Annotated in this window: 21 protein-coding genes; 1 reads left to right on the top strand and 20 read right to left on the bottom strand. The window is 71.3% G+C overall.

What is annotated here, in order from left to right; genetic code table 11:
• Positions 1-131 precede the first annotated feature (131 nt).
• From FDM97_RS09370 to FDM97_RS09355, 4 genes are all read right to left on the bottom strand, one after another.
• Complete coding sequence (locus FDM97_RS09370) at positions 132-599, bottom strand: GNAT family N-acetyltransferase (protein ID WP_137989941.1); 468 nt, start codon at positions 597-599, stop codon at positions 132-134.
• Positions 596-1,537, bottom strand: a complete 942-nt coding sequence (locus FDM97_RS09365; protein ID WP_137989940.1) for an RluA family pseudouridine synthase — start codon at positions 1,535-1,537, stop codon at positions 596-598. The genes FDM97_RS09370 and FDM97_RS09365 overlap by 4 nt, the downstream gene beginning before the upstream one ends.
• Before the next feature lie 17 nt (positions 1,538-1,554).
• Complete coding sequence (gene lspA, locus FDM97_RS09360; RefSeq protein WP_137989939.1) at positions 1,555-2,133, bottom strand: signal peptidase II; 579 nt, start codon at positions 2,131-2,133, stop codon at positions 1,555-1,557.
• 99 nt (positions 2,134-2,232) lie between these two features.
• A complete protein-coding gene (locus FDM97_RS09355; protein ID WP_137989938.1) occupies positions 2,233-3,192 on the bottom strand; it encodes a TraR/DksA family transcriptional regulator in 960 nt (319 codons plus the stop codon).
• A gap of 553 nt (positions 3,193-3,745) precedes the next feature.
• Between FDM97_RS09355 and ileS the strand changes: the two genes are divergently transcribed.
• Entirely contained in the window at positions 3,746-6,877 is a 3,132-nt protein-coding gene (gene ileS, locus FDM97_RS09350; RefSeq protein WP_137989937.1) for an isoleucine--tRNA ligase, read from the top strand.
• 962 nt (positions 6,878-7,839) lie between these two features.
• Here ileS and FDM97_RS09345 read toward each other — a convergent pair.
• The 16 genes from FDM97_RS09345 to rsmH form a co-directional block, all read right to left on the bottom strand.
• The gene (locus FDM97_RS09345) at positions 7,840-8,931 is read right to left on the bottom strand and encodes a DivIVA domain-containing protein (RefSeq protein ID WP_137989936.1); all 1,092 of its coding nucleotides are present in this window, start codon (positions 8,929-8,931) and stop codon (positions 7,840-7,842) included.
• Positions 8,932-8,986: 55 nt separating this feature from the next.
• Positions 8,987-9,277, bottom strand: a complete 291-nt coding sequence (locus FDM97_RS09340) for a YggT family protein (RefSeq protein ID WP_137989935.1) — start codon at positions 9,275-9,277, stop codon at positions 8,987-8,989.
• 77 nt (positions 9,278-9,354) lie between these two features.
• On the bottom strand, positions 9,355-9,978 hold the full coding sequence (locus FDM97_RS09335; protein ID WP_137989934.1) for a cell division protein SepF: 624 nt from the start codon (positions 9,976-9,978) through the stop codon (positions 9,355-9,357).
• Between the two features lie 122 nt (positions 9,979-10,100).
• Positions 10,101-10,820, bottom strand: coding sequence for a YggS family pyridoxal phosphate-dependent enzyme (locus FDM97_RS09330; RefSeq protein WP_137989933.1), 720 nt, complete (start codon positions 10,818-10,820; stop codon positions 10,101-10,103).
• A 1-nt stretch (position 10,821) separates the two neighbouring features.
• Positions 10,822-11,553, bottom strand: a complete 732-nt coding sequence (pgeF, locus tag FDM97_RS09325) for a peptidoglycan editing factor PgeF (RefSeq protein ID WP_137989932.1) — start codon at positions 11,551-11,553, stop codon at positions 10,822-10,824.
• Positions 11,550-12,761 (bottom strand): cell division protein FtsZ, encoded by a 1,212-nt coding sequence (gene ftsZ, locus FDM97_RS09320; RefSeq protein WP_137989931.1) that lies wholly within the window; start codon positions 12,759-12,761, stop codon positions 11,550-11,552. The genes pgeF and ftsZ overlap by 4 nt, the downstream gene beginning before the upstream one ends.
• A gap of 279 nt (positions 12,762-13,040) precedes the next feature.
• Positions 13,041-13,853, bottom strand: a complete 813-nt coding sequence (locus tag FDM97_RS09315; RefSeq protein WP_137989930.1) for a cell division protein FtsQ/DivIB — start codon at positions 13,851-13,853, stop codon at positions 13,041-13,043.
• A 32-nt stretch (positions 13,854-13,885) separates the two neighbouring features.
• A complete protein-coding gene (gene murG, locus FDM97_RS09310) occupies positions 13,886-14,980 on the bottom strand; it encodes an undecaprenyldiphospho-muramoylpentapeptide beta-N-acetylglucosaminyltransferase (RefSeq protein ID WP_137989929.1) in 1,095 nt (364 codons plus the stop codon).
• Positions 14,981-14,986: 6 nt separating this feature from the next.
• Complete coding sequence (gene ftsW / locus FDM97_RS09305) at positions 14,987-16,327, bottom strand: putative lipid II flippase FtsW (protein WP_137989928.1); 1,341 nt, start codon at positions 16,325-16,327, stop codon at positions 14,987-14,989.
• Positions 16,328-16,382: 55 nt separating this feature from the next.
• Positions 16,383-17,810 (bottom strand): UDP-N-acetylmuramoyl-L-alanine--D-glutamate ligase, encoded by a 1,428-nt coding sequence (gene murD / locus FDM97_RS09300; RefSeq protein WP_137989927.1) that lies wholly within the window; start codon positions 17,808-17,810, stop codon positions 16,383-16,385.
• Complete coding sequence (mraY, locus tag FDM97_RS09295) at positions 17,792-18,862, bottom strand: phospho-N-acetylmuramoyl-pentapeptide-transferase (RefSeq protein ID WP_137989926.1); 1,071 nt, start codon at positions 18,860-18,862, stop codon at positions 17,792-17,794. Before mraY ends, murD begins: the two co-directional genes overlap by 19 nt.
• Positions 18,859-20,283, bottom strand: coding sequence for a UDP-N-acetylmuramoyl-tripeptide--D-alanyl-D-alanine ligase (locus FDM97_RS09290; protein WP_137989925.1), 1,425 nt, complete (start codon positions 20,281-20,283; stop codon positions 18,859-18,861). Before FDM97_RS09290 ends, mraY begins: the two co-directional genes overlap by 4 nt.
• Positions 20,284-20,286: 3 nt before the next feature.
• Positions 20,287-21,936 carry a UDP-N-acetylmuramoyl-L-alanyl-D-glutamate--2,6-diaminopimelate ligase gene (locus FDM97_RS09285; protein ID WP_137989924.1) on the bottom strand — a complete coding sequence of 550 codons (1,650 nt, stop codon included), beginning with the start codon at positions 21,934-21,936 and terminating at the stop codon, positions 20,287-20,289.
• A 16-nt stretch (positions 21,937-21,952) separates the two neighbouring features.
• Positions 21,953-23,938, bottom strand: coding sequence for a peptidoglycan D,D-transpeptidase FtsI family protein (locus FDM97_RS09280; RefSeq protein WP_137994740.1), 1,986 nt, complete (start codon positions 23,936-23,938; stop codon positions 21,953-21,955).
• A gap of 5 nt (positions 23,939-23,943) precedes the next feature.
• Positions 23,944-24,471, bottom strand: coding sequence for a cell division protein FtsL (ftsL, locus tag FDM97_RS09275; RefSeq protein WP_137994741.1), 528 nt, complete (start codon positions 24,469-24,471; stop codon positions 23,944-23,946).
• A 169-nt stretch (positions 24,472-24,640) separates the two neighbouring features.
• Positions 24,641-25,600, bottom strand: coding sequence for a 16S rRNA (cytosine(1402)-N(4))-methyltransferase RsmH (gene rsmH, locus FDM97_RS09270; protein ID WP_137989923.1), 960 nt, complete (start codon positions 25,598-25,600; stop codon positions 24,641-24,643).
• Positions 25,601-25,740 lie beyond the last annotated feature (140 nt).

The following is a 25,740-nucleotide window of genomic DNA, read 5'->3' as shown; positions in this document are numbered from 1 at the left end:
CGGGTGGGGTGGTTGGGACAGGTCACGCATACTGCGCACGTCCGTCCGGCCGGCCGGCGCAAGGGTGGGCACGAACCACGCGGGCGGCGCCCTTGAAAGGCCCTCCGACCGGCCCGGGGCCGTAAGAGCCCCTAGAGGGCGCGGCGCATCGCCAGGTGCGGGATGCCCGCGTCCAGGAACTCCGCCCCGTACGCCTCGTACCCGAGCCGCTCGTAGAAGCCGAGCGCATGCGTCTGGGCGTGCAGGTCCACCGCCGTCAGCCCCCGCTCGCGCGCCGCGTCCTCGATGGCGCGAACCAGCGCCACACCGACCCCGAGGCCGCGAGCGGCCTTGGAGACCGCGAGCCGGCCCAGCGAACCCACGGACGTGTCGGCGCCGGTCTTGCCGACCGCGTCGTCCCCGTGCAGCAACCGGCCGGTGCCCAGCGGCAGTCCGTCCTCGCGGACCGCGAGGACGTGCACGGCGGTCTCGTCGTACCGGTCGTACTCGATCTCCTGCGGCACGTTCTGCTCGACGACGAAGACCTCACGGCGGACCGCGAAGCAGGCGTCCCGGTCGTCGTGCCCGAGCGCCTCGCGGACCGCGAACCCGACGCTCACGCGCTCTCCGCGGCGATCCGGTCCAGCGCGTTCTGGAGGTCCGCCGGGTACGTGCTCTCGAACTCGACCCACCGGCCGTCCGACGGGTGCTCGAAGCCCAGCCGCACCGCGTGCAGCCACTGCCGGGTCAGGCCGAGCCGCTTGGCCATCGTCGGGTCCGCGCCGTAGGTGAGGTCGCCGACGCACGGGTGGCGGTGGGCCGACATGTGCACGCGGATCTGGTGCGTACGGCCGGTCTCCAGCTTGATGTCGAGCAGCGAGGCCGCGCGGTACGCCTCGATGAGGTCGTAGTGCGTCACCGAGGGCTTGCCCTCGGCGGTCACGGCCCACTTGTAGTCGTGCTGGGGGTGGCGCCCGATCGGCGCGTCGATGGTGCCGCTCATCGGGTCCGGGTGCCCCTGCACCAGCGCGTGGTAGCGCTTGTCGACGACCCGCTCCTTGAACTGCGCCTTGAGGAGCGTGTACGCCCGCTCCGACTTGGCGACCACCATGAGGCCCGAGGTGCCGACGTCGAGCCGGTGCACGATCCCCTGGCGCTCGGCGGCGCCGGAGGTGGAGATGCGGTACCCGGCGGCGGCGAGGCCGCCGATGACCGTCGTCCCGGTCCAGCCGGGGCTCGGGTGGGCGGCCACTCCGATCGGCTTCATGATCACGACGATGTCGTCGTCGTCGTGGATGATCTCCATGCCCTCCACGGGCTCGGCCACGATCTGCACGGGCGCCGGGGCGCCGGGCATCTCGACCTCGAGCCACGCGCCACCGCTGACCCGCTCGGACTTGCCGACGGTGGCGCCGTCGACCAGGACCTTCCCGGCGGCGGCCAGCTCGGCCGCCTTCGTACGGGAAAACCCGAACATACGGGCGATGGCGGCGTCGACGCGCTCGCCCTCAAGGCCATCGGGAACGGGCAGCGTGCGGATCTCGGGACTCGTACTCACCCGTCGAGTATGCCTTGTCAGTCCTTGTGGACGGTGCCGTCGGGGTCCAGCCCGCGGAACGACAGGATCACGATCAGGAAGCCGCCGCACACGATCGCCGAGTCGGCGAGGTTGAAGACGGCGAAGTGCGCGGGCGCGATGAAGTCGACGACCGCGCCCTCGAAGACGCCCGGCGAGCGGAAGATCCGGTCGGTGAGATTGCCCAGCGCCCCGCCGAGGAGCAGGCCGAGCGCGATCGCCCACCACGTGCTGTAGAGCTTGCGTGCCAGCCGGATGATCACGACGATCACCGCCGCCGCGATGCACGTGAAGATGATCGTGAAGGCCTCGCCCATGCCGAAGGCCGCGCCCGGGTTCCGGATCGCCTCGAACCTCAGCAGGTCGCCGATGACCTGGATCGGCTCGTGGCCCTCCAGCTTGGCGACCACGAGCATCTTGCTGCCGAGGTCGAGCAGATACGCGACGAGGGCGACCACGAGCAGCGCGACGATCTTGCGCTTGCCCTTCGGCTGCTCGGCCGGAGCCGCAGCCTCGCCGTCCGCGCCGCCGTCCGCGCCTGAATCCGGCGTACCGATGATGCGCTCCGCCTCTGCCACGTGAGTCCCTCAACCTAGGTGCCCTGACTGTGCACGAGGGTACGGCACACCCGTACGGCTCCGGCAGGGTCGTCGGGGCATGTCAGGGCCCCCAGGAGGTCAGCCGCGGCGCTCCTGCTTCTGCTTGTCCTCCACACAGAGGGTGGCCCGCGGGAAGGCCTGCATGCGCGCCTTGCCGATCGGCTTGCCGCAGACCTCGCAGAGGCCGTACGTGCCCGCGTCGAGCCGCTCCAGGGCGTGCTCGGACTGCTGGAGCATCTCGCGGGCGTTGGCGGCCAGGGCGAGCTCGTGCTCGCGCGTGATGTTCTTGGTGCCGGTGTCGGCCTGGTCGTCGCCGGCGCCGTCCCCGGAGTCCCGCATGAGTCCGGTCAGCTCCTCCTGGGAGTGGAGCAGCTCGGCCCGGAGCCTGGTCACCTCGCTCTCAAGACCGGCGCGGGCCTCGGCGACCTCCTCGGGCGTCCAGGGGTCCTCGCCCGGGCGTACGGCGAGCTCACCGGCGCGCGCCTGCGGGACCGCGACCTCGCTCTCGGCCGTCGTCACGCCACCCGCGGTCTTCTTCGCTGCCACCGTCCTGGCTCCTGTCTGCTCCACAAGCTGCGCCGCGGACGCGGCCTTCTTCTCGACTGCGGCCTTCTTGGCCGGGGCCTTCTTCGCCGCCGGGGCCTTCTTCGCCGGCGCCTTCTTCGCCGGCGCCTTCTTCGCCGGCGCCTTCTTGGCCGGGGCTTTCTTCGCGGGGGCCTTCTTGGCCGCCGGGGCCTTCTTCTCGGCCGTCTTCACAGCCGTCTTCACAGCCGTCTTCACAGCCGTCTTCTTGACCACCTTCTTGACCGCCTTCTTGGCCGGGGCGGCCGACTTCGCCGCCGACTTCGCGGCAGTCTTCGTCGCCGACTTCGTGGCCGACTTCGTGGCCGACTTCTTCGCCGTCTTGCGTGCCGGGGCCGCCGTCGCCGCCTTCTTCGCGACCGTCGTCTTCTTGCCGGTCACGTCCTTGGCCGCCCCGCCCGTACCCGCGGAACCGGCGGTCGAGGACTTCTTCGCGGCGGTCTTCTTCGCCACCATGTCGCGGCCCCTTCACATTTTGTGATCTTGCTCGCGAATCGTGCTGGGACGATAAATCGGCCCAAGGCCCGCGGCAACGGGGCACGCCGCCGTTTCGCACCCGCCCATGCCTGCGGCATGACGAGCCTGCCTCCGTTGTGCCCAGCTCCCCGCCCCGTAATCCGCCCCGCCACGGCGACCGAAGTCCGACGGCACCCGTATGACCATTCGGGTCACGGGCGGCCGCCCCGCGCGCCGCGCGAAAAGCGGTCTGCCGACCCGCTCCCCGCCCCGTACACTGGGCGGAGCGAAAGGCTTGGATGGGGACGAGTAGCGTCGTACGCAGCCATGAGCGACCCGGGGACGGTGAGAGCCCGGGGGCGAGCCCGATGTGAAGCATCACCCCGGAGCTGCCGGAAGAAAGCCGTCAGGCGACTAGAACCGGCATCGCGACCCCAATGAGGGGGTCACGGGCGCACGCCCGGGGCCAAGGAGGGTGGTACCGCGGGAGCCGCGCAGCACGGCGCTCTCGTCCCTCCGGACGGAAACGAAGCAGTCCGCCGGAGGAAGATCGATGTCGCAGTACCGCCAGGTGCCCGCCCAGGTCGACCTGCCCGCGCTCGAGCACGCCGTGCTCGATTTCTGGCGCGAGAGCAAGGTCTTCGCCAAGACCCTGGAGCAGTCCGAGGGCCGCCCCGAGTGGGTGTTCTACGAAGGCCCGCCCACCGCGAACGGCATGCCCGGCGCCCACCACATCGAGGCCCGCGTCTTCAAGGACGTCTTCCCCCGCTTCCGGACCATGCGCGGCTACCACGTGGCCCGCAAGGCCGGCTGGGACTGCCACGGCCTGCCGGTCGAGCTCGCCGTCGAGAAGGAGCTCGGCTTCTCCGGCAAGAAGGACATCGAGGAATACGGCATCGCCGCGTTCAACGACAAGTGCCGCGAGTCCGTGACCCGCCACACCGACGCCTTCGCCGAGCTGACGACCCGCATGGGCTACTGGGTCGACCTCGACGACGCGTACCGCACGATGGACCCCGAGTACATCGAGTCGGTCTGGTGGTCGCTCAAGCAGATCTTCGACAAGGGCCTGCTGGTCCAGGACCACCGCGTCGCCCCCTGGTGCCCGCGCTGCGGCACCGGCCTCTCGGACCACGAGCTGGCGCAGGGGTACGAGACGGTCGTCGACCCCTCCGTCTTCGTCCGCTTCCCGCTGACCTCCGGCCCGCTGGCCGGCCAGGCGGCGCTCCTGGTCTGGACGACGACCCCCTGGACCCTGGTGTCCAACACGGCGGTCGCCGCCCACCCCGAGGTCACGTACGTCGTCGCCACGGATGGCGACGAGAAGCTCGTCGTCGCCGAGCCGCTGCTCGACAAGGCGCTGGGCGAGGGCTGGGTGACCACCGGCGAGTCCTTCACGGGCGCCGAGATGGAGCGCTGGACGTACCAGCGCCCCTTCGAGCTCGTCGAGTTCCCGGCCGAGGCGCACTACGTCGTCAACGCGGAGTACGTCACGACCGAGGACGGTACGGGTCTGGTCCACCAGTCCCCCGCCTTCGGTGAGGACGACCTCAAGGTCTGCCGCGCCTATGGCCTGCCGGTCGTGAACCCGGTCCGCCCCGACGGCACCTTCGAGGAGGACGTGCCGCTGGTCGGCGGCGTCTTCTTCAAGAAGGCCGACGAGGCGCTCACCGCGGACCTGGAGGCTCGCGGCCTGCTCTTCAAGCACATCCCGTACGAGCACAGCTACCCGCACTGCTGGCGCTGCCACACGGCGCTGCTCTACTACGCGCAGCCGTCCTGGTACATCCGTACGACCGCCGTGAAGGACCGCCTTCTCGAGGAGAACGAGAAGACGAACTGGTTCCCGGACTCGGTCAAGCACGGCCGCTTCGGCGACTGGCTGAACAACAACATCGACTGGGCGCTCTCCCGCAGCCGCTACTGGGGCACCCCGCTGCCGCTGTGGCGCTGCGAGGACGACCACCTGACGTGCGTGGGCTCGCGCGCCGAGCTGACCGAGCTGACGGGCACGGACCAGTCGGAGCTCGACCCGCACCGCCCGTACATCGACGACGTCACCTTCCCGTGCCCGAGCTGCTCGAAGACGGCGACGCGCGTCCCGGAGGTCATCGACGCCTGGTACGACTCGGGTTCGATGCCGTTCGCGCAGTGGGGCTACCCGTACAAGAACAAGGAACTCTTCGAGTCCCGCTACCCGGCGCAGTTCATCTCCGAGGCGATCGACCAGACCCGCGGCTGGTTCTACACGCTGATGGCGGTCGGCACGCTCGTCTTCGACAAGTCCTCGTACGAGAACGTGGTCTGCCTGGGCCACATCCTCGCCGAGGACGGCCGCAAGATGTCCAAGCACCTGGGCAACATCCTGCAGCCGATCCCGCTGATGGACCAGCACGGCGCCGACGCGGTCCGCTGGTTCATGGCGGCCGGCGGCTCGCCGTGGGCGGCGCGCCGGGTGGGCCACGGCACGATCCAGGAGGTCGTCCGCAAGACGCTCCTGACGTACTGGAACACGGTCGCCTTCCAGGCGCTGTACGCCCGTACGTCGGGCTGGGCGCCGAGCGCGGCGGACCCGGCGCCGGCCGAGCGCACGGTCCTGGACCGCTGGCTCCTGGGCGAGCTGAACGCGCTCGTGGACCAGGTGACGCAGGCGCTGGAGTCGTACGACACGCAGCGCGCGGGCAAGCTCGTCTCCGCCTTCGTGGACGACCTGTCGAACTGGTACGTGCGTCGTTCGCGGCGCCGGTTCTGGCAGGGCGACAAGGCGGCGCTGCGGACGCTGCACGACGTGATCGAGACGGTCACCCGCCTCATGGCGCCGCTGACCCCGTTCATCACGGAGCGGGTCTGGCAGGACCTGGTGGTTCCGGTGACGCCGGACGCCCCGGAGTCCGTCCACCTGTCGACGTGGCCGGAGCCGGACCTGGCCGCCGTCGACCCGGCGCTGTCCCGGCAGATGCTGCTGGTCCGCCGCCTGGTCGAGCTCGGCCGCGCCACGCGCGCCGAGTCGGGCGTCAAGACCCGCCAGCCGCTCTCCCGGGCGCTGGTGGCGGCGACGGGCTTCTCGGAGCTCTCGCCCGAGCTCCAGGCGCAGATCACGGAGGAGCTGAACGTCTCCTCGCTGGCGTCGCTGTCGGAGGTCGGCGGTTCTCTCGTGGACACCACCGCGAAGGCGAACTTCCGCGCCCTGGGCAAGCGCTTCGGCAAGGGCGTCCAGGACGTGGCGAAGGCGGTGGCGGCGGCGGACGCGGCGGCGCTGTCGCTGGCGCTGCGCTCCGGCGAGGCCACGCTGGAGGTGAACGGCGAGAAGATCACGCTCACCCCGGAGGAGGTCATCATCACGGAGACCCCGCGCGAGGGCTGGTCGGTCGCCTCGGACGCGGGCGCGACGGTCGCGCTGGACCTGGAGATCACTCCGGAGCTCCGGCGGGCGGGCCTGGCGCGTGACGCGATCCGTCTGATCCAGGAGGCCCGCAAGAACAGCGGCCTCGACGTGGCGGACCGTATCGCCCTGCGCTGGACCTCGGACTCGGCGGAGACGACGGAGGCCCTGACGGCCCACGCGGACCTGATCGCGGACGAGGTCCTCTCGACGGACTACGCGACGGGCCCGGCCGACGACACCTACGGCACCCCCTTCACGGACGAGGCCCTCGCCCTGACGTTCCGCCTCCGCAAGGCGTAACACCACCCTCCAAGGCCCGGCACCCGAAGCGGTGCCGGGCCTTCCCGTTCCCCCACCCCACCCCTCCCCGAAACTCTGACGAGACCGGGGGGCTGCCGCCCCCTCCCCCCGACTGCGCCCGCCCCGCGGCGCGAAGCCGCCGCACCCCACCAGCGCCTGCGGCCAGAGCCCCACGACGCAAAGCCACCGCACCCACCGGGGCCTGGGGCCAGAGCCCCCGCGGCGCCGCCGAGCCTGCCCGCCCCCTGCCGAGGCAAGGCTGCCGCACCCCGCCAAGCCCTGCGGGCGCAGAGCTGAGCCCCCAAGGCGCGAAGCCCCCCAGCGCAACGCCGCCCCACCCACCGGAGCGGGTACGGAACCCAACGGCGCGAAGCCGCCCCACCTCGCCCGGGCGAGGGCCAGAGCCCCGCGGCGCGAAGCTGCCCCATCTCGCCGGGGCGAGGGCCAGAGCCCCGCGGCGCGAAGCCGCCGCGCACCCGCCAGGCACGCAGCCCCGCAGCGCGAAACTCCCCCACCCGCCAAGGCCTGGGGCCGGAGCCTCGCCAGCGCGAAGCCACCGCACCCCACCAGCGCCTGCGGCCAGAGCCCCACGACGCAAAGCCACCGCACCCACCGGGGCCTGGGGCCAGAGCCCCTGCGGCGCGAACCTGCCGCGCCCGCCCGGGGCCTGGGGGCGGAGCCCTCGCGGCGCGAAGCTGCCGCGCCCACCGGGGCCTGGGGGCGGAGCCCTCGCGGCGCGAAGCTGCCGCGCCCGCCGGGGTGTGGGGGCGGAGCCCCGCACCAACCTCCCCCGGGGTCTGGGGCGGAGCCCCGGTTCGGGAAGGGGCGGGGTGGGGGAGGAGCCCGCCGCAGGCGCCGCCCACCCGCCACCGCCCACGGCAAAGGGCCGGGCCCCCGGTTTCCCGGGGGCCCGGCCCTTTAGCCTGCCGACGGCTACGCGCTCATCGCGCGACCTGCCGCCGTCAGTTGTCGTCCTCGTCGATCAGGAAGCCACGCATCGGCGCCGGCGCCTGCTGCATCGGCTGCGGCGCCTGCGGCCGGACCGGTGCCATCGGCTGGGTCATCGCCGGGGACATCTGCTGCTGGCCGCCGTAGGACGGGGCACCGCCCATCGACGGGCCGCCGCCCATCGTGCCGTTGCCGCCGTACGACGGGGCGCCCGCGCCCGCCGAGGCCATCGAGGGCGCCGGCGGCAGGGAGGCCGTGGCCGGCGTCCGCGGCGGAGCCAGCGAGTCGTCGGCCTGGGTCTCCAGCTGGCGCAGCTGCGACTCGAGGTAGGACTTCAGACGCGTGCGGTACTCGCGCTCGAAGCCGCGCAGGTCCTCGACCTTGCGCTCCAGCGTCGCGCGCGCGGACTCCAGCGAGCCCATCGCGACGCGGTGCTTCTCCTGCGCGTCCCGCTCCAGCGCGTCGGCCTTGGCGCGGGCGTCCCGCTCCAGGCCCTCGGCGCGCGAGCGCGCCTCGCCGACGATCTTGTTGGCCTCGGAACGGGCCTCCGCGATCGCCTGGTCGGCCGTCTGCTGGGCCAGCGAGAGCACGCGCGCGGCGCTGTCCCCGCCCGGGCCCTGCTGCTGCATCGGCTGCTGCATCTGCTGCTGCGGGTGCCCCATGGGGCCGCCCATCGGCTGACCCATGGGGCCGCCCTGCATCTGGCCGGGGCCGGGGCCCATCGGGCCACCCTGCATCGGGCCGGGGCCGTGGCCACCAGGACCGGCGGGAAGCTGCGGCGCACCGGACGGCAGCTGCGGCGGACCCATCTGCGGGGGCTGCTGCTGGACCGGCGGTCCGGATATGGCGGCGGGCACGGGGGCGCCGGGACCGACGGGACGATCCTGCGGCTCCGGGGGCTTGCGCATGCCCTGCTGCTGGTTCTGCGCGGCGGCACGCGTCGCGGCGGCCAGCTTGGCGCGCAGGTCCTCGTTCTCGCGGAGCAGGCGGGTCAGTTCGGCTTCGACCTCGTCGAGGAAGGCATCGACCTCGTCCTCGTCATAGCCTTCTCGAAGGCGGACGGTCGTGAACTGCTTGTTCCGCACGTCCTCGGGGGTCAGCGGCATCTCTTCTTCACCTCTACGTAGTCGTCGGCAGTCGGCAAGACCGTATCGTCCACATTCACCTCGCGAAGCTGCTCACGACGGAGATCAGGATGTAGACGATGATCATCAGAACGAAGAAGGACAGGTCGAGTGCCACGCCCCCGAGACGCAACGGCGGGATGAACCGCCGCAGAAGCTTGAGCGGTGGATCGGTGACAGTGTAGGTGGCCTCCAGAACGACCACCATCGCCTTACCGGGTTGCCATGAACGGGCGAACTGGAAGACGTAGTCCATGACCAACCGGAAGATCAACACGATGAGGAAGCACATCAGCGCGATGTAGACCACCTGTAGTGCGACGCCCATCCCGCGCTTCCCTCTCCCCTGGCTCTCGTGCTCTTGCTTGACCGGCCTTGCGGCCGGGCCGTCCGGTCTTCGTGTTCTCAGCTCTGGTTGAAGAATCCGCCCTCTGCGATCCGGGCCTTGTCCTCCGCCGTGACATCGACGTTAGCAGGCGACAACAGGAACACCTTCTGCGTCACGCGCTCAATGCTGCCATGGAGCCCGAAGACGAGTCCGGCGGCAAAGTCGACAAGTCGCTTCGCATCGGTGTCGTCCATCTCCGTGAGGTTCATGATCACCGGGGTGCCCTCACGGAAGTGTTCCCCGATGGTACGGGCCTCGTTGTAGGTCCTGGGGTGCAGAGTCGTGATGCGGTAGGGCTCCCGCTCGGACACAACCTTGGGCATGATCACCGGTGCGTTCTTCTCCAGGCTCGGACGTTCGGGTGTGATGGATGCCACGGGGGCAATTCGGGCCGGACGTCCACTCTCGGCGAGTACCGGGACAGATCGGGCGGCGACCGGTTCACGCGGTGCGGGCGGCTGCACCGCCCGCACCGGCTCCTCGCGCTCGATCTGCCGCGGGGGCTGGTGGCGCCGCTCGCGCTCGGGTTCCGGTTCCAGCTCGGGTTCGAAGTCGTCGTCGGGGTCGAACCCCCGGCCGTCGTACCCATCGTCCTCCACGAGGCCGAGGTAGACCGCCATCTTGCGCATCGCGCCGGCCATTCTCTGAGTCCTCCGCTCTGTGGTGGATCGGCCTCGTCACCAAGCCCGTGATCCACGTGGTCTGCCCGCCCATCGGCGGGAATGACCATATTTTCTGCTGTGGTCCGACTTGCTTCGCGACGTTACCCGAGCCTGGGACGGACACCCAGTACCGCCGTACCGATGCGCACATGTGTCGCTCCGGCCGCCACGGCCTCCTCGAGGTCCGCACTCATCCCCGCCGACACCATGTTCGCAGCCGGACGGGTCGCGCGCAGGGCAGTCGACAAATCCATCAGGCGGTCGAACGCCGCACGTTGCCGCCCCGCGTACGGGCCGGCGAGCGGCGCGACGGTCATCAGTCCGTCGAGCCGCAGTCCTGGCGCCGCGTCCACGGCGGCGGCCAACTCCTCGATGCCGTCCGGCGCCACGCCACCTCTCTCGCCCCGCTCGCCCGACTCGGCGTCGAGCGCGACCTGGACGAGGCAGCCGAGTTCGCGCCCGGCCTTCTCCGCCGCCGCCGAGAGCGCGGTGACGAGCTTCAAACGGTCGACAGACTGCACGATGTCCGCATAACTCGTCACAGATCGGACCTTGTTGGTCTGCAACTGACCGACGAAGTGCCAGCGAAGGTCCAGATCCGCGCAGGCCGCGGCCTTGGGAGCCGCGTCCTGGTCCCGGTTCTCGGCGACGTCCCGCACGCCGAGTTCGTGCAGAAGTCGCACATCGCTCGCGGGGTAGGTCTTGGTGACCACGATCAGGGTCACGTCCGACCGCTTGCGCCCGGCGGCGGCGCAGGCGGCAGAGATACGTTCCTCCACCCGCGCCAGGTTCTCGGCGAGTTCCGACTTACGGTCCGTCATATCAGTCCAACCAGACATATCCCGCGAGTCGCCCCGTGGTGCGATCGCGGCGGTACGAGTAGTGGTCGCCCGACTCGCGGGTGCAGATCCCACTGGCCTGCCGGTCGGAGATCCCGAGCCGCTCCAGCTGCGCGTGCACTCCGGCGGCGACGTCCACGGCCGGGGTCCCCCAGCTCGTCTCGGCGGAGGCGGCCGGTTCGACCGCCGCGACCTCGTCCCGCATCCCGGCGGGCACTTCGTAGCAGCGACCGCAGACGGCGGGGCCGGTACGGGCGACGACACGGCCGGGGTCGGCGCCGAGTTCGATCATGGCCTTCACGGCGGCCGGTACGACTCCGGCGACCATCCCGGGCCGCCCGGCGTGGGCGGCGGCCACGACCCCGGCGACGGGGTCGGCGAGGAGGACCGGGACGCAGTCGGCGGTCAGGACCGCGAGGGCGAGACCGCGCCGGGTCGTCACGATCGCGTCGACGGACGGGATGTCCGTTCCGGCGGCCCACGGTCCGTCGACCACCGCGACGTCCGCGCCGTGGACCTGGTTCATCCAGACCACCAGCGCCGGATCGAGCCCGAGCGCCTCCGCGACGCGGGTCCGGTTGGTCCGTACGGCCTCGGGGTCGTCCCCCACCGCGCCGCCGAGGTTGAGCTCCTCGTACGGAACGGCGCTCACCCCGCCCCACCTGTCGGTGAAGGCGAAGTGCGCGCCGCTCACGTGATCGTGCTGCCCTATCACTTCAGGAAGTCCGGGACATCCAGCTCTTCGGCCTGCGTGTCCGGGTACGGGCGGGCCGGCGGGACCACCGGCGGGGCGGCCGGCGACAGCGGGGTCTCACTGACCGCCGGGGCCGGCTCGGCCGGCGCGGCGGCCGGCTCGTCGCGCGGGGCGACGGTGCCGAGGCCGCCGAGCGGGCGCTCGGTGGCGCGCGGCGCCGGGGCCGGCTCCTCGCGCTTGGCGGAGGCCGAGCTGAGGATGTTGTCCCGGCGGGTCGGCGGCTGGCCGCCGTCGAAGCCGGCCGCGATGACCGTGACCCGGACCTCGTCGCCCAGGGCGTCGTCGATGACGGCGCCGAAGATGATGTTGGCCTCGGGGTGGGCGGCCTCGCTCACCAGCTGCGCGGCCTCGTTGATCTCGAAGAGACCGAGGTCCGAGCCGCCGGAGATGGAGAGCAGCACGCCGCGGGCGCCGTCGATGGACGCCTCCAGGAGCGGCGAGGAGATCGCCATCTCGGCGGCGGCCACGGCGCGGTCGTCGCCGCGGGCGGAGCCGATGCCCATGAGGGCGGAACCGGCCTCGGACATGACCGACTTGACGTCGGCGAAGTCGAGGTTGATCAGGCCGGGGGTGGTGATGAGGTCGGTGATGCCCTGCACACCGCTCAGCAGCACCTGGTCGGCCGACTTGAAGGCGTCGAGCACGGAGACCTGGCGGTCCGAGATCGAGAGCAGCCGGTCGTTCGGGATGACGATGAGGGTGTCGACCTCTTCGCGGAGCTCGGCGATGCCGTCCTCCGCCTGGTTGGCGCGACGGCGACCCTCGAAGGTGAACGGCCGGGTGACCACACCGATCGTCAGGGCGCCGAGCGAGCGCGCGATGTTGGCGACGACGGGTGCGCCGCCGGTGCCGGTGCCGCCACCTTCGCCGGCGGTGACGAAGACCATGTCGGCCCCCTTGAGGACCTCCTCGATCTCCTCACGGTGGTCCTCTGCCGCCTTGCGACCGACTGCCGGGTTGGCCCCGGCCCCGAGGCCGCGGGTGAGTTCACGGCCGACGTCGAGCTTGACGTCGGCGTCGCTCATCAACAGCGCTTGCGCGTCGGTGTTGATCGCGATGAACTCGACGCCCTTGAGACCGACCTCGATCATTCGGTTGATGGCATTGACACCACCGCCGCCGACACCGATGACCTTGATGACTGCGAGGTAGTTCTGCGGTGCTGCCACGTCGAAGGCCTCTCGCCTCGAGTTACGTGTCGCCGCTTCGCGGTGGTAGTCGCGCTGCGACGACGGATGCCGATGGGACGGTCCGAAACGCCGACCCAAACCCTAACGTTGAAGTTTAGGGTTACCAGTGTCTCTGTTCGCTGGACTCTTCCGAACAGGACACTAAGTCGACAAGTGGCGCACGTTCAACGAACACGCCGAACCTCCCGTTTTTCTTTTCACCCTATGTGATCACCCATAGCGCTGGCCAACCAGGGCGCTGGCCAGCGGCGATGAGCGTCAACTGCCCGATGATGCAGGGGCGGTGGGGGCGCTTACATCGAAGTGCCCCGCTTTGGGCGTCGCTTTCATCAGCGCGGTGAGGACGCGGGCCTTGACGGCACCGTCCTCACCGCTGCCCCAGAAGACCGTGCGGCCCCCGCCGAGCTCCAGGGTGATGGAGTCGTACGAGGCGACCTTGACGACACGTGTGTCCCGGGCGATCTTCTCGGGGAGTTCGGTGGTCACGCCCACGGCCTCGAGGAGCAGCCGGTCCGCGTCGAAGCGGCGCAGGCTCGGCGAGGAGGCGATGTCCAGAACGAGTTCCGGTACGCCGGCGGGCGCCTTGTCGACGGTGGCGAACCGGGTTCCGACGGAGTCCACTTCGGTGAACTTTCCGCCCTTTTCCACCAGCAGAACCGGCTTCCGTTCCGTCACTTTCAGACCGATTCCATGCGGCCAGGAGCGGACGACCTCCACCGTGTCGATTCGGGGCAGTTTCTGCAGAAGTCGCGCCTCGATCGCATCGGTATCGATGGAAACGAGCGGAGATCCGATCGGTACGGCGGCAGCCGCCTCCACTTCACGAACCGTCAGAACCTGGGTGCCGGAAGTCTTCACACGTTCCACACGGAGCCAGGTGGAGCCGTAGAGCGCCCAGAGTCCGCCGGCCACGATCGCGACCAGGGCGAGCGCGATCAGCAGGACACGCGGGCCGGGCCCCCGCAACCGCGATTCCCGGCCCGGCTCGCCTCCTGCCCGGGACTGCCGTTCCGACGACCCCTTCGGCTTCTTCTCACCGCTCTTCTCGGCGGTCGTCGGTCCGGCTGCCACGTGGCGTCTCCTGCCTTCCGCTTATTGCCGCCCTAGGCCTTCCGGCGGGCCGCGATCGCCTCGTACACCATGCCGACGAGCAGGTCGTCGGCGTCCCGGCGGCCGAACTCGGCGGCGGCGCGGGACATCTCGTACAGGCGGTGCGGATCGGCGAGTACGGGCAGGACATTGGCCTGCACCCACTGCGGCGAAAGCTCCGCGTCGTCGACGAGCAGTCCACCGCCGGCCTTGACCACCGGCTGGGCGTTGAGCCGCTGTTCTCCGTTGCCGATCGGCAGCGGGACGTAGGCGGCGGGCAGCCCGACGGCGGAGAGCTCGGCGACGGTCATCGCACCCGCGCGGCAGAGCATCATGTCGGCCGCGGCGTACGCGAGATCCATCCGGTCCACGTACGGTACCGGGACGTACGGCGGCATCCCGGGCATGTTGTCGACACGCGGCAGCTCGTTCTTCGGGCCGACCGCGTGCAGGATCTGGATGCCGGAGCGCTGGAGCACCGGGGCGATCTGCTGGACGACCTCGTTGAGCCGGCGCGCCCCCTGCGAGCCGCCGGAGACGAGCAGGGTCGGCAGATTCGGGTCGAGACCGAAGGCGGCGCGCGCCTCGGGCCGGACCCGGGCCCGGTCGAGGGTGGCGATGGTGTGCCGCAGCGGGATGCCGATGTAGCGGGCGCCCCGGAGCTTGGAGTCCGGCGTGGCGACGGCCACGCCCTCCGCGTACCGCGAGCCGATCTTGTTGGCCAGGCCCGGCCGAGCGTTGGCCTCGTGGACCACGATCGGCACCCCGAGGCGCTTGGCCGCGAGATAGCCGGGCAGCGCCACGTAGCCGCCGAAGCCGACCACGCAGTCCGCCTTGGTGCGCTCCAGGATCTGCTCGGCGGCCTTGATGGTGCCGCGCAGCCGCCCGGGGACGGTGATCAGCTCAGGGGTGGGCTTGCGCGGCAGGGGCACGGCGGGGATGAGGGCCAGCTCGTAGCCCCGCTCGGGCACGAGCCTGGTCTCCAGGCCCTTCTCCGTGCCGAGCGCCGTGATTCCCACGCTCGGGTCCTGCCTGCGCAGGGCGTCCGCGAGGGCGAGCGCGGGCTCGATGTGGCCGGCGGTCCCCCCACCGGCGAGTACGACATGCACCGAAATTCACCGCTCTCCGGACGGACGCTTCTTGACGCGCCGTCGCATCGACTTCCATCTCACTCCGGCCCGCCTACCCCAGCCGGGGCGCCGCATGGCCAGAGCCGCTTTCGCGGCGGGTTCCTGTCGCGCGAAGGCGATGAGGAGCCCGACGGCGAACATGGTCGGCAGCAGGGCGGACCCTCCGTAGGAGAACAGCGGGAGCGGGACTCCGGCGATCGGCAGCAGGCCGAGCACCGCACCGATGTTGATCACGGCCTGCGCCGTGATCCAGGTGGTCACGCCTCCCGCGGCGTACCTCACGAAGGGGTCCTCCGTGCGTCCGGCCACGCGGATACCCGCATAGCCTAGAGCCGCGAACAGGGCGAGTACCGACAGCGTCCCCGCCAGACCCAGTTCCTCCCCGGTGACGGCGAAGATGAAGTCGGTGTGCGCTTCGGGTAGTTGGCCCCATTTTTCCACACTTGCACCCAGGCCGGAACCGAACCATCCGCCCGAGGCCAGAGCATAGATCCCGTGCGCGGCCTGGAGACAGGGGGCGCCCTCTCCCCCGGGGTCGGTGGCGCCGATGCAGGCGAATCGCTTCATCCGGTTGCTGCTGGTCCTGATCAGCAGGAAGCCGATCGTCCCCGCGACGGAGAGCACCCCGACGAAGAGCCTGGTGGGGGCTCCGGCGGTCCACAGCAGCCCGAAGAGGATCGCGGTGAGCACGATCGCCGTGCCCATGTCCCCGCCGAGCATGATCAGCCCGAGCAGCAGAAAGGCGCCGGGAACCAGCGGCACCAGCATGTGCTTCCACTGGGTGAGCAGTTTCATGTCCTGCTTGCGGGCGAGCAGATCGGCGCCCCACAGGATCAGCGCCAGCTTGCCGAACTCGCTGGGCTGCAGCATGAACGGTCCGCCCAGCGAGATCCAGTTCTGGTTGCCGCCGACCGCACGCCCTATCCCCGGCACCTGGACGAGCACCATCAGGAAGACCGCGCCGACCAGGATCGGGTACGCGAGCGCCCGGTGCAGCTTGACCGGCATCCGGGAGGCGGCCAGGAGCAGGGCCGCGCCGAGGACCGCGGCGAAGAACTGCTTGCGGAAGAAGTACGAGGGCACGAGGTCGTACCGCAGCGCCGTGATCATCGAGGCGGAGTAGACCATCACCAGGCCGAGGGCGGTGATGAGCAGCGCGGCGCCGAGGATCACGTAGTACGCGGTCAGCGGACGGTCCCAGGCGCGCCGCGCCTGCTCGTACATCCGCCGTACGCCGCCGCCGCGGGGCCGCCGCGGAGGCGCGGGAGCACGGCCCCCGCCGCGGACGGCGGAGGGCCGGCGGGTCCCGGCGGTTCTGCTCGGCATGGTCGCTGTCCCCTCCAGTCGTGCCCGGCGGCGCCGGACCTCCTTGCTGGTCAGGTCAGACGCGCCCGGTGGCGGCAAGGGTGCGGACCGCGTCCGCGAACGCCTCGCCCCGCTTGTTGTAGTTGGCGAACATGTCCATCGAGGCGCAGGCCGGGGCCAGCAGAACCGTGTCTCCCGGCCGGGCGAGCCGGGCCGCCTCCTGGACCGCCGCGGACATCGCCCCAGTGTCGGTCCGGTCGAGGTCCACCACCGGGACCTCGGGGGCGTGTCGCGCCAGGGCTTCGCTGATCAGCGCGCGGTCCGCGCCGATCAGCACGACCCCGCGCAGCCGCTTCGCCGACTTCGCGACGAGCTCGTCGAAGGTCGCGCCCTTGGCGAGGCCGCCGGCGATCCAGACGATCGGGTCGTAGGCCGCCAACGAGGCTTCCGCGGCGTGGGTGTTGGTCGCCTTGGAATCGTCGACGTACACGACGCCCTCGACGTCCTCGACCAGCTCGATGCGGTGCGGGTCGGGCCGGAAGGCCCGCAGTCCGTCGCGTACGGCTCTCGGCTCGACGCCGAAGGCGCGGGCCAGGGCCGCCGCGGCGAGCGCGTTGGCGATGTTGTGCGGGGCCGGCGGGTTCACGTCCGCGACCTCGGCCAGCTCCTGCGCCTGCTTCTGCCGGTTCTCGACGAAGGCCCGGTCGACGAGGATGCCCTCGACGACGCCGAGCTGGGACGGGCCGGGCGTGCCGAGGGTGAAGCCGATCGCGCGGCAGCCTTCCTCGACGTCGGCCTCACGGACCAGGTCCTCGGTGGCCTTGTCCGCGACGTTGTAGACGCAGGCGACGGTGTTGCCCTCGTAGATCCGGCCCTTGTCGGCGGCGTACGCCTCCATGGAGCCGTGCCAGTCGAGGTGGTCGGGCGCCAGGTTGAGCACGGCGGCCGAGTGGGCGCGCACGCTGGGCGCCCAGTGGAGCTGGTAGCTGGAGAGCTCGACGGCGAGGACGTCGTACGTCTCCTCGCCGAGGACGGCGTCGAGGAGCGAGACGCCGATGTTGCCGACGGCCGCGGTCCGCAGGCCCGCCGCCTCCAGGATCGAGGCGAGCATCCGTACGGTCGTGGTCTTGCCGTTGGTGCCGGTCACGGCGAGCCAGGGAGCCGCGTCGGGGCCCCGGAGGCGCCAAGCGAGCTCGACGTCGCCCCAGATCTCCACGCCCGCCTCGGCGGCGGCCGCGAAGAGCGGCTTGTCGGGCCGCCAGCCGGGGGTGGTGACGATCAGCTCGGTGCCCTCGGGCAGGGTCGCGCCGTCGCCGAGGCGGACGGTGATCCCCTCGGCCTCCAGCTCGGCGGCCTGCGCCCGGGAACGCTCGTCGTCGCCGTCGTTGACGACGGTCACGACCGCGCCGAGGCCGCGCAGGACGCGGGCGGCCGGGATGCCGGAGACCCCGAGCCCCGCGACGGTGACCCTCTTGCCGTTCCAGCTCACTTTTCGGATGCCCATCCCGCGTAGAAGAGGCCCAGGCCCACGATCACGCACATGCCCTGGATGATCCAGAACCGGACGACGACCAGGACCTCGGACCACCCCTTGAGTTCGAAGTGGTGCTGGAGCGGGGCCATCCGGAAGACGCGCTTGCCGGTCATCTTGAAGGAGCCGACCTGGATGACCACCGACATGGTGATCAGCACGAAGAGGCCGCCGAGCAGGGCGAGCAGCAGCTCGGTACGGGAGCAGATGGCGAGGCCGGCGAGCGCACCGCCGAGGGCCAGCGAGCCGGTGTCGCCCATGAAGATCTTGGCGGGTGAGGTGTTCCACCACAGGAAGCCGAAGCAGGAGCCCATCAGGGCGGAGGCGACGACGGCGAGGTCCAGCGGGTCGCGGACCTCGAAGCAGGCGTTGGGGTTGGTCAGGGTCATCGCGTTGGCGCAGGACTCCTGGAACTGCCACAGCCCGATGAACGTGTACGCGCCGAAGACCATCACCGACGCGCCGGTGGCCAGGCCGTCCAGACCGTCCGTCAGGTTCACGCCGTTGGACATGGCCAGGATCATGAAGAGCGCCCAGACCACGAACAGCACCGGCCCGATGGACCAGCCGAAGTCGGTGATGAAGGACAGCTTCTCGGAGGCCGGGGTGAGTCCGCGCAGGTCGGCGAATTGCAGCGCGAGTACCGCGAAGGCGATGCCGACGATCAGCTGGCCCAGCATCTTGGCCTTGGCCCGCAGACCCAGCGAACGCTGCTTGACGATCTTGATGTAGTCGTCGAGGAAGCCGACCAGGCCCATGCCCGCGGTCAGGAAGAGGACGAGGACACCCGAGAAGGTCGGGTCCTCGCCCGTGATGACCTTGGTGAGGGCGTACGCGATCAACGTGGCCAGGATGAAGGCGATGCCGCCCATGGTGGGCGTGCCCTTCTTGCCGGCGTGGCCGCGCGGGCCGTCGTCCCGGATGAACTGCCCGTACCCCTTGCGCGCAAGGAGCTTGATGAGCAGCGGAGTGCCGATCAGGGTCAGGAAGAGCCCGATGGCTCCCGCGAAGAGGATCTGCCTCATCGGCCGGTGACCTCGCTCTCGGAGTCAAGGAGGGCCAGGGCGACCTGCTCGAGCCCGACCGACCTCGAAGCCTTCACCAGCACGACGTCTCCCGGGCGCAGCTCACTGCGCAACAGGTCGACCGCCGCCCGCGCGTCGGACACGTGCACCGACTCCTCACCCCACGAACCCTCGTTATATGCGCCCAGTTGCAGCCAGGACGCTTCCCTGTCCCCGACCGCCACGAGCTTGCTGACGTTGAGCCGGACGGCGAGCCGTCCGACCGCGTCGTGCTCGGCGAGCGATGCGTCACCGAGCTCGGCCATCTTGCCGAGCACCGCCCACGTACGGCCCCCCTGGGCCTGTGCGGCCCTGCCCATGGCCGCGAGCGCGCGCAGAGCGGCTCGCATGGACTCGGGGTTCGCGTTGTAGGCGTCGTTGACGATCGTCACGCCGTCCGGACGCTCGGTGACCTCCATGCGCCAGCGCGACAGGGTGCCTGCCTCGGAGAGCGCGGTGGCGATCTCCTCGACGGGCATGCCCAGCTCATGGGCGACGGCGGCCGCGGCGAGCGCGTTCGACACGTGGTGCTCACCGTACAGGCGCAAGGTCACGTCACTGCACCCGGTGGGTGTGTGAAGCCTGAAAGAGGGCTGTCCGTTCTCTGTGAGCCGGACATTCTCGGCACGTACGTCGGATTCGTCGGCCTCTCCGAACAGGGTCACGCGCGCGTGGGTCCGCGCGGCCATGGCCCGTACGAGCGGGTCGTCGGCGTTGAGGACGGCCACCCCGCCCTTCTCGGCCGGGGGCAGGGCCTCGACGAGCTCGCCCTTGGCCTCGGCGATCTGCTCGCGTCCGCCGAACTCGCCGATGTGGGCGGTGCCCACGTTCAGGACGAGTCCGATGCGCGGCGGGGTCAGTCCGGTGAGGTAGCGGATGTGGCCGATGCCGCGGGCGCCCATCTCGAGGACCAGGTGCTGGGTCTCGTCGCTCGCGCGCAGCGCCGTGAGCGGCAGCCCGATCTCGTTGTTGAGCGAGCCCGGCGTCCACACGGTGGGCGCGTGGCGCTGCAGGACCTGGGCGATCAGGTCCTTGGTGGAGGTCTTTCCGGCGGAGCCGGTGAGCGCGACGACATCGGTGCCGAGGCGTTCGACGACGGCGCGGGCGAGGGCGCCGAGCGCCGTCTGGACGTCGTCCACGACGATGGCGGGCACGCCGACGGGGCGGGCCGCCAGGACGGCCGCGGCGCCCGCCTCGACGGCGCGTTCCGCGTAGTCGTGGCCGTCGACCTGTTCGCCGGCGAAGGCGGCGAACAGGCTGCCGGGCTTCACCTCACGGGAGTCGATGACGACGGGGCCGGTGACCTGGACGGCCGGATCCGGTATGTCGTACGACTGCCCGCCGACGATTTCGGCGATCTCGGCGAGGGAGAGGGCGATCACAACTTATCCCTGACTGTTCTTGAGGCTGCGTTCAATCGCTTCGTGCAGGACCTGGCGGTCGTCGAAGGGGCGGACCACTCCCGCGATGTCCTGACCCTGTTCGTGGCCCTTGCCGGCGACGAGCACGGTGTCGCCCGGCTGGGCGCGGGCCACGGCCGCGGCGATGGCGGCGGCCCGGTCGGCGTCGACCAGGACGTCGCCGCGCTCGTGGATCGGCACCTCCGCGGCGCCCGCGAGCATGGCGGCGAGGATCGCGAGAGGGTCCTCGGAGCGGGGGTTGTCGGAGGTCAGTACGGCGGTGTCGGCCAGGCGCGCCGCGGCGGCGCCCATCGGTCCGCGCTTGGTGGTGTCCCGGTCGCCGCCGCAGCCAAGGACGATGTGCAGCTTGCCCTCGGTGACCTTGCGCAGCGAGCGCAGGACCGATTCGACAGCGTCCGTCTTGTGGGCGTAGTCGACGACCGCGAGGTACGGCTGGCCGGCGTCGACGCGCTCCAGGCGGCCGGGGACGCCGGGGACGGCGGCGACTCCGTCGGCGGCGGTCTGCGGGTCGAGCCCGGCGACGGCGAGGCTGACGATCGCGGCCAGGGTGTTGGCGACGTTGAACGGTCCGGGCAGCGGGGCAGTGGCGGAGATCCGCTCGCCCTGGGGGCCGACGACCGTGAACGTGGAGTCGTGGGAGCCGATCCGGACGTCCTCGGCGCGCCAGTCGGCGTCGGGGTCGCCCTCGGCGGAGAAGGTGACGACCGGGACGGTCGCCTCCGCGGCCAGCCTGCGCCCGTACGGGTCGTCGAGGTTCACCACGCCCCGCTTGCTGCGCTCCGGCGTGAACAGCCGCGCCTTCGCCCCGAAGTAGTCCTCCATGTCGGAGTGGAACTCCATGTGCTCCGGGCTGAGGTTGTTGAAGACGGCGACGTCGAAGACGCAGCCGTCGACCCGGCCGAGCACGAGGGCGTGGCTGGAGACCTCCATGGCGACCGACTCGACCCCGCGCTCGCGCATGACCGCGAACAGGGCCTGGAGGTCGGTGGCCTCGGGGGTCGTACGTTCCGACTTGATGCGCTCGTCGCCGATCCGCATCTCGACGGTGCCGATGAGGCCGGTCTTCCGGCCGCCCGCCCGCAGTCCTCCCTCGACGAGGTAGGCCGTGGTGGTCTTGCCGGAGGTGCCGGTGATGCCGATCTGGAGCAGGTCCGCGCCCGGGCGGCCGTAGATCTCGGCGGCGAGCTCGCCCATCCGTCCGCGCGGGTTCTCGACGACCAGGACCGGCAGACCGGTCGCGGCGGCGCGCTCGGCGCCCGCCGGGTCGGTGAGGATCGCGGCGGCGCCGAGTCCGGCGGCCTGGCCGGCGAAGTCGGCGCCGTGCAGCCGGGCGCCTGGGAGGGCCGCGTAGACGTCGCCGGGGCGTACCGCGCGCGAGTCGTGGGTGATGCCCGTGACGTCGGTGCTGCCGGGCGTCGCGATGCCGAGCCGGGCGGCCAGGTCACCCAGGGGTGTCGGGCGGGCCTGCTCCGGGCGGGGCGGGGTGGTTCGGTACTGATCAGCGTGTGGCACGGCGGTGAGCGTACCGGGCCCACCCGTCGCGGGGCCAAAAGAGGGCCGGGCGTCGTCGGAGTTCGATTTCCGGTTGCCGGAATCGGGGGTGATCGTGGTCACTGGTGCTCCCGGGGTGTCACTCGCTGTCCTTGAAGGTCACCGGCATCCGGGCGGGCTCGCTGCCCGTCGGCGGGACGTGGAGGGTCTTGAGGGCGAACTCCATGACCTTCTTGTAGATGGGTCCGCAGATCTGGCCGCCGAAGTAGTCGCCCTTGGTGGGGTTCTGGATGGCGCAGTAGACGGTGATCTGCGGGTCGTCCGCGGGTGCGAAGCCCGCGAACGAGGAGGTGTAGCCCTTGTAGCGGCCGAGCTCGGGGTCGACGCGGTTGGCGGTTCCGGTCTTGCCCGCGACGCGGTAGCCGGGGATACGGGCCCTGGTGCCGGTGCCTTCCTCGTCGCCGACCACGGACTCCAGCATCTGCGCGAGGGTCTTGGCGGTCTTCTCGCTGATCACCCGGGTCTGCTCCGGGGCGGGCGCGGGCGTGAACCGGCCGTCGGGTCCCTTGGTGCCGCGGACGAGCGTGGGCTCGATCCGTACGCCTCCGTTGGCGATGGTCGAGTAGACGGAGGCGGCCTGCATGGCGTTGATGGAGAGGCCCTGGCCGAACGGGATCGTGTACTGCTGCGAGGTCGACCATTTCTCCGGCTTGGCGAGGATGCCGGGGGTCTCGCCCGGGTAGCCGAGCCCGGTGGGCCTGCCGATGCCGAACTTGCGCAGGTAGGAGTAGAGGACCTGGTTGGCCTCGGCCTGGGTCTTCCCGAGCTGGCCGGTGGCCAGGATCGTGCCGATGTTGCTGGACTTGGCGAGGACGCCGTTGAGGGTCAGGTACCAGGTGCGGTGGTCGATGTCGTCCTTGAAGAGCCGGTCGCCGCGGTGCAGCCGGTTGGGCACGGTGACATGGGTGTCGGGGGCGGCGACGCCCTCCTCCAGGACGGCGGCCATGGACATGACCTTGCTGGTGGAGCCGGGCTCGTAGGCGTCCTGGAGGGCCGCGTTGCCCATCGAGGCCGCGTTGGCCGCGGACAGGTCGTTGGGGTCGAAGCCGGGGGCGTTGGCCATGGCCAGGACCTCGCCGGTCTTCGTGTTCTGCACTATCACGTAGCCGCGGTCGGCCTTGGACTTCTTCACCTGCGCGGTGATGGCCTGCTGGGCGGCCCACTGGATGTCCCGGTCGATGGTCAGCTCGATGTCGGAGCCGGGCACGGCCGGGGTTCCCTGGGAGCCCGCGGTGGGCACCTGACGGCCGCCGGACTGGGCGAACCTGATCTTGCCGTCCGTGCCCGCGAGCTCCTTGTCGAGCATGGACTCCAGGCCGCCGGCGCCGCGGCCCTCGGCGTTGACATACCCCAGTATCCCGGCGGCGAGTTCGCCGTTGGGGTAGACGCGCTTGGTGCTGGGCTCGCTGAGGATGCCGCCGAGGAGGTTGATCCCGTTGCCGCCCTCGGAGCGCTTGGCCTTCTTCTCGTAGACCTTCTTGAGGTCCTTGATCTGGTTCCAGACCTGCGGGGTCTGCTTGCGGGCGAGCAGGGTGTAGCGGGACTTGGGGGTGCGGAGCTTCTTGGCGAGGTCCGCGGGTTCCTTGCCCAGGAGCGGCGCGAGGAGCGCGGCTGCCTGCTCCGGGGCGTCCTGGATCCTGCTCTCCTCGGGGGTGAAGAGCTTGGGGTCGGCGGTGATGTCGTACGCGTCGACGCTGGCGGCCAGCGCGATCCCGGAGCGGTCGGTGATCTCGCCGCGGTCCGCGGAGAGCGTGTACTCCTGGTAGCGGTGCGCCTCCGCCTTGGCGGCCAGCGCGCCGGCGTCGACGGCCTGCACCTGGAGCAGCCGGACGACGAACACCAGCATCACGAGCGTCAGGCCGAGGGAGACAAGCCGCAGCCGGGGCTTGGGGCTGCCGAGCCGGATGGTGCGCGGCCGCGCCGGGGGCCGGGGCGCGGGCCTGCGCGGGGCGGCGGAGCGCGGGGCGGGGCGGGCGGGCCGGGTCTGCCTGCCGTCGGAGGACCGGGGGCGTGCGGGCCGGGCGGGGCCGGGCACGCGGCGGCGCGGGGGCTCCTTGGGGGGCACTGCGGTCACCTGCCGGAGTTCGTCGGGGCGGGCGCGGTCGTGGTCGGCGCTTCGGGTGCCGTCGCGGGCGTCGTGGCCGGGGGTGTGGCCGGGGGCGTACCCGCGGCCGGGTCCGGGGACGGCGAGGCGGAGCCGGAGGGTGCCACCTGCGGCGGTCCGGCCGGAAGCCGCGTCGCGGGCGGAGGGGCGGTCACGGTCGGGGTCGGATCGGGCTTCGGCGCGGAGGCCTTGGAGGGCTTGCCGCGGACCGTGCCGTCCGGGTCGAGGAACGCGGGGCTGCCGCCCGGGACCATGCCGAGCTCCCTGGCCCGCCGCTCCAGCGCGTCGGGCGCGGAGTAGTCGTCCACGTCCCGCTGGAGGGCCTGCTCCTCGTCGGTGAGCTCGGTGGTCCGGTTCTTGAGGTCGCGCAGCTTGAAGGAGCCCTGGTTGAGGGCGGAGTTCAGCAGCAGGAGGGTGATGAGCCCGCCGCCGAGGAGGAGCACCACGAGCAGGACGAAGGGGGTACGGGCTGCGGTGCTGGGCCCCGACGGCATGAGCCGCCCCAGCCGCGCGGCCCGCCCTTTGAGCGGCCCCTTCGTCGTCACCGTTCGCCCCTGTTCTCCCCCGGTGCTGACGCCCGGGCGGTACGCCCGTCTCCGCCCGCGAGGCGCGGAGGTGCGGGCATCGTCGTCGTCTGCGGCCCGGCGGCCTCGCGTGCGTCGCTCACGCCGATTCGTCCTCCCGGATGCGCTGTGCCCCCCTCAGACGCGCGGGGGCCGCGCGGCGGTTCTCGGCGATCTCCTCCTCCGTGGGGAGCTCGGCGCCGCGGGTGAGCAGCTTCAGGCGGGGCTGGTACTTCTCCGGGACCACCGGCAGGCCGGGCGGGGCGGTGGTCGCCGCGCCCGCCGCGAAGACCTGCTTGACCAGCCGGTCCTCCAGGGAGTGGTACGACAGGACCGCGATCCGGCCGCCCACCGCGAGCGCCTTCACCGCGGCCGGGATCGCCCGCTCAAGGACGGACAGCTCGCCGTTGACCTCGATGCGCAGGGCCTGGAAGGTGCGCTTGGCCGGGTTGCCGCCGGTGCGCTTGGCCGCCTGCGGGAGGGAGTCGCGGATCAGCTCGACCAGGCGGGCGCTGTTGGTGAACGGCTCCTTCTCGCGCTCGCGCACGATCGCGGAGACGATCCGCTTGGCCTGCTTCTCCTCCCCGTACGCCCGCAGGATGCGGACCAGCTCGCCGGCCGGGTAGGTGTTGAGGACCTCCGCCGCGCTGATCCCGGTCGTCTGGTCCATGCGCATGTCGAGCGGCGCGTCCTGCGCGTAGGCGAAGCCGCGGTCGGCCTCGTCGAGCTGCATGGAGGAGACGCCCAGGTCGAAGAGGATGCCGTCGACGCGCGGGATGCCGAGCCGGTCGAGGACCTCGGGCAGCTCGTCGTACACGGCGTGGACGAGCGTGGCGCGCTCCCCGTACGGGGCGAGTCGCTCGCCGGAGAGCCGCAGCGCCTCCTTGTCCCGGTCGAGGGCGACGAGCCGCGCCTCGGGGAACCGCCGCAGCAGCGCCTCGCTGTGGCCACCGAGGCCGAGGGTGCAGTCGACGACGATCGCGCCGGGGCGTTCCAGGGCCGGGGCCAACATGTCCAGGCACCGCTGGAGCATCACCGGGACGTGTCGGTCGTTGCTCAATGCGCCCTCTCAGATTCGGCTCAGATTCGGCGCGGCCGCTACGCATCCGCCGCACACGCGGGGGAGAAACTGCGGAAATCGCTCAATGTCTCCGTGAACTTCGCGTCACTTTAGTCCACTGGCCGTGGCGGTCAATCAAC

The sequence above is a fragment of the Streptomyces vilmorinianum genome (assembly GCF_005517195.1).
In the GTDB taxonomy this organism is placed as follows: Bacteria; Actinomycetota; Actinomycetes; order Streptomycetales; family Streptomycetaceae; genus Streptomyces; species Streptomyces vilmorinianum.
This window is presented reverse-complemented; position numbering and strand designations above follow the sequence as displayed.

Bases quoted from the DNA above. Each gene is read 5' to 3' on its own strand.
- FDM97_RS09355 (WP_137989938.1), bottom strand. From the start codon at position 3,192: ATGGTGGCGAAGAAGACCGCCGCGAAGAAGTCCTCGACCGCCGGTTCC.
- ileS (WP_137989937.1), top strand. From the start codon at position 3,746: ATGTCGCAGTACCGCCAGGTGCCCGCCCAGGTCGACCTGCCCGCGCTC.
- FDM97_RS09345 (WP_137989936.1), bottom strand. From the start codon at position 8,931: ATGCCGCTGACCCCCGAGGACGTGCGGAACAAGCAGTTCACGACCGTC.
- FDM97_RS09340 (WP_137989935.1), bottom strand. From the start codon at position 9,277: ATGGGCGTCGCACTACAGGTGGTCTACATCGCGCTGATGTGCTTCCTC.
- FDM97_RS09335 (WP_137989934.1), bottom strand. From the start codon at position 9,978: ATGGCCGGCGCGATGCGCAAGATGGCGGTCTACCTCGGCCTCGTGGAG.
- FDM97_RS09330 (WP_137989933.1), bottom strand. From the start codon at position 10,820: ATGACGGACCGTAAGTCGGAACTCGCCGAGAACCTGGCGCGGGTGGAG.
- ftsW (WP_137989928.1), bottom strand. From the start codon at position 16,327: ATGCCGAGCAGAACCGCCGGGACCCGCCGGCCCTCCGCCGTCCGCGGC.
- murD (WP_137989927.1), bottom strand. From the start codon at position 17,810: ATGGGCATCCGAAAAGTGAGCTGGAACGGCAAGAGGGTCACCGTCGCG.
- mraY (WP_137989926.1), bottom strand. From the start codon at position 18,862: ATGAGGCAGATCCTCTTCGCGGGAGCCATCGGGCTCTTCCTGACCCTG.
- ftsL (WP_137994741.1), bottom strand. From the start codon at position 24,471: ATGCCGTCGGGGCCCAGCACCGCAGCCCGTACCCCCTTCGTCCTGCTC.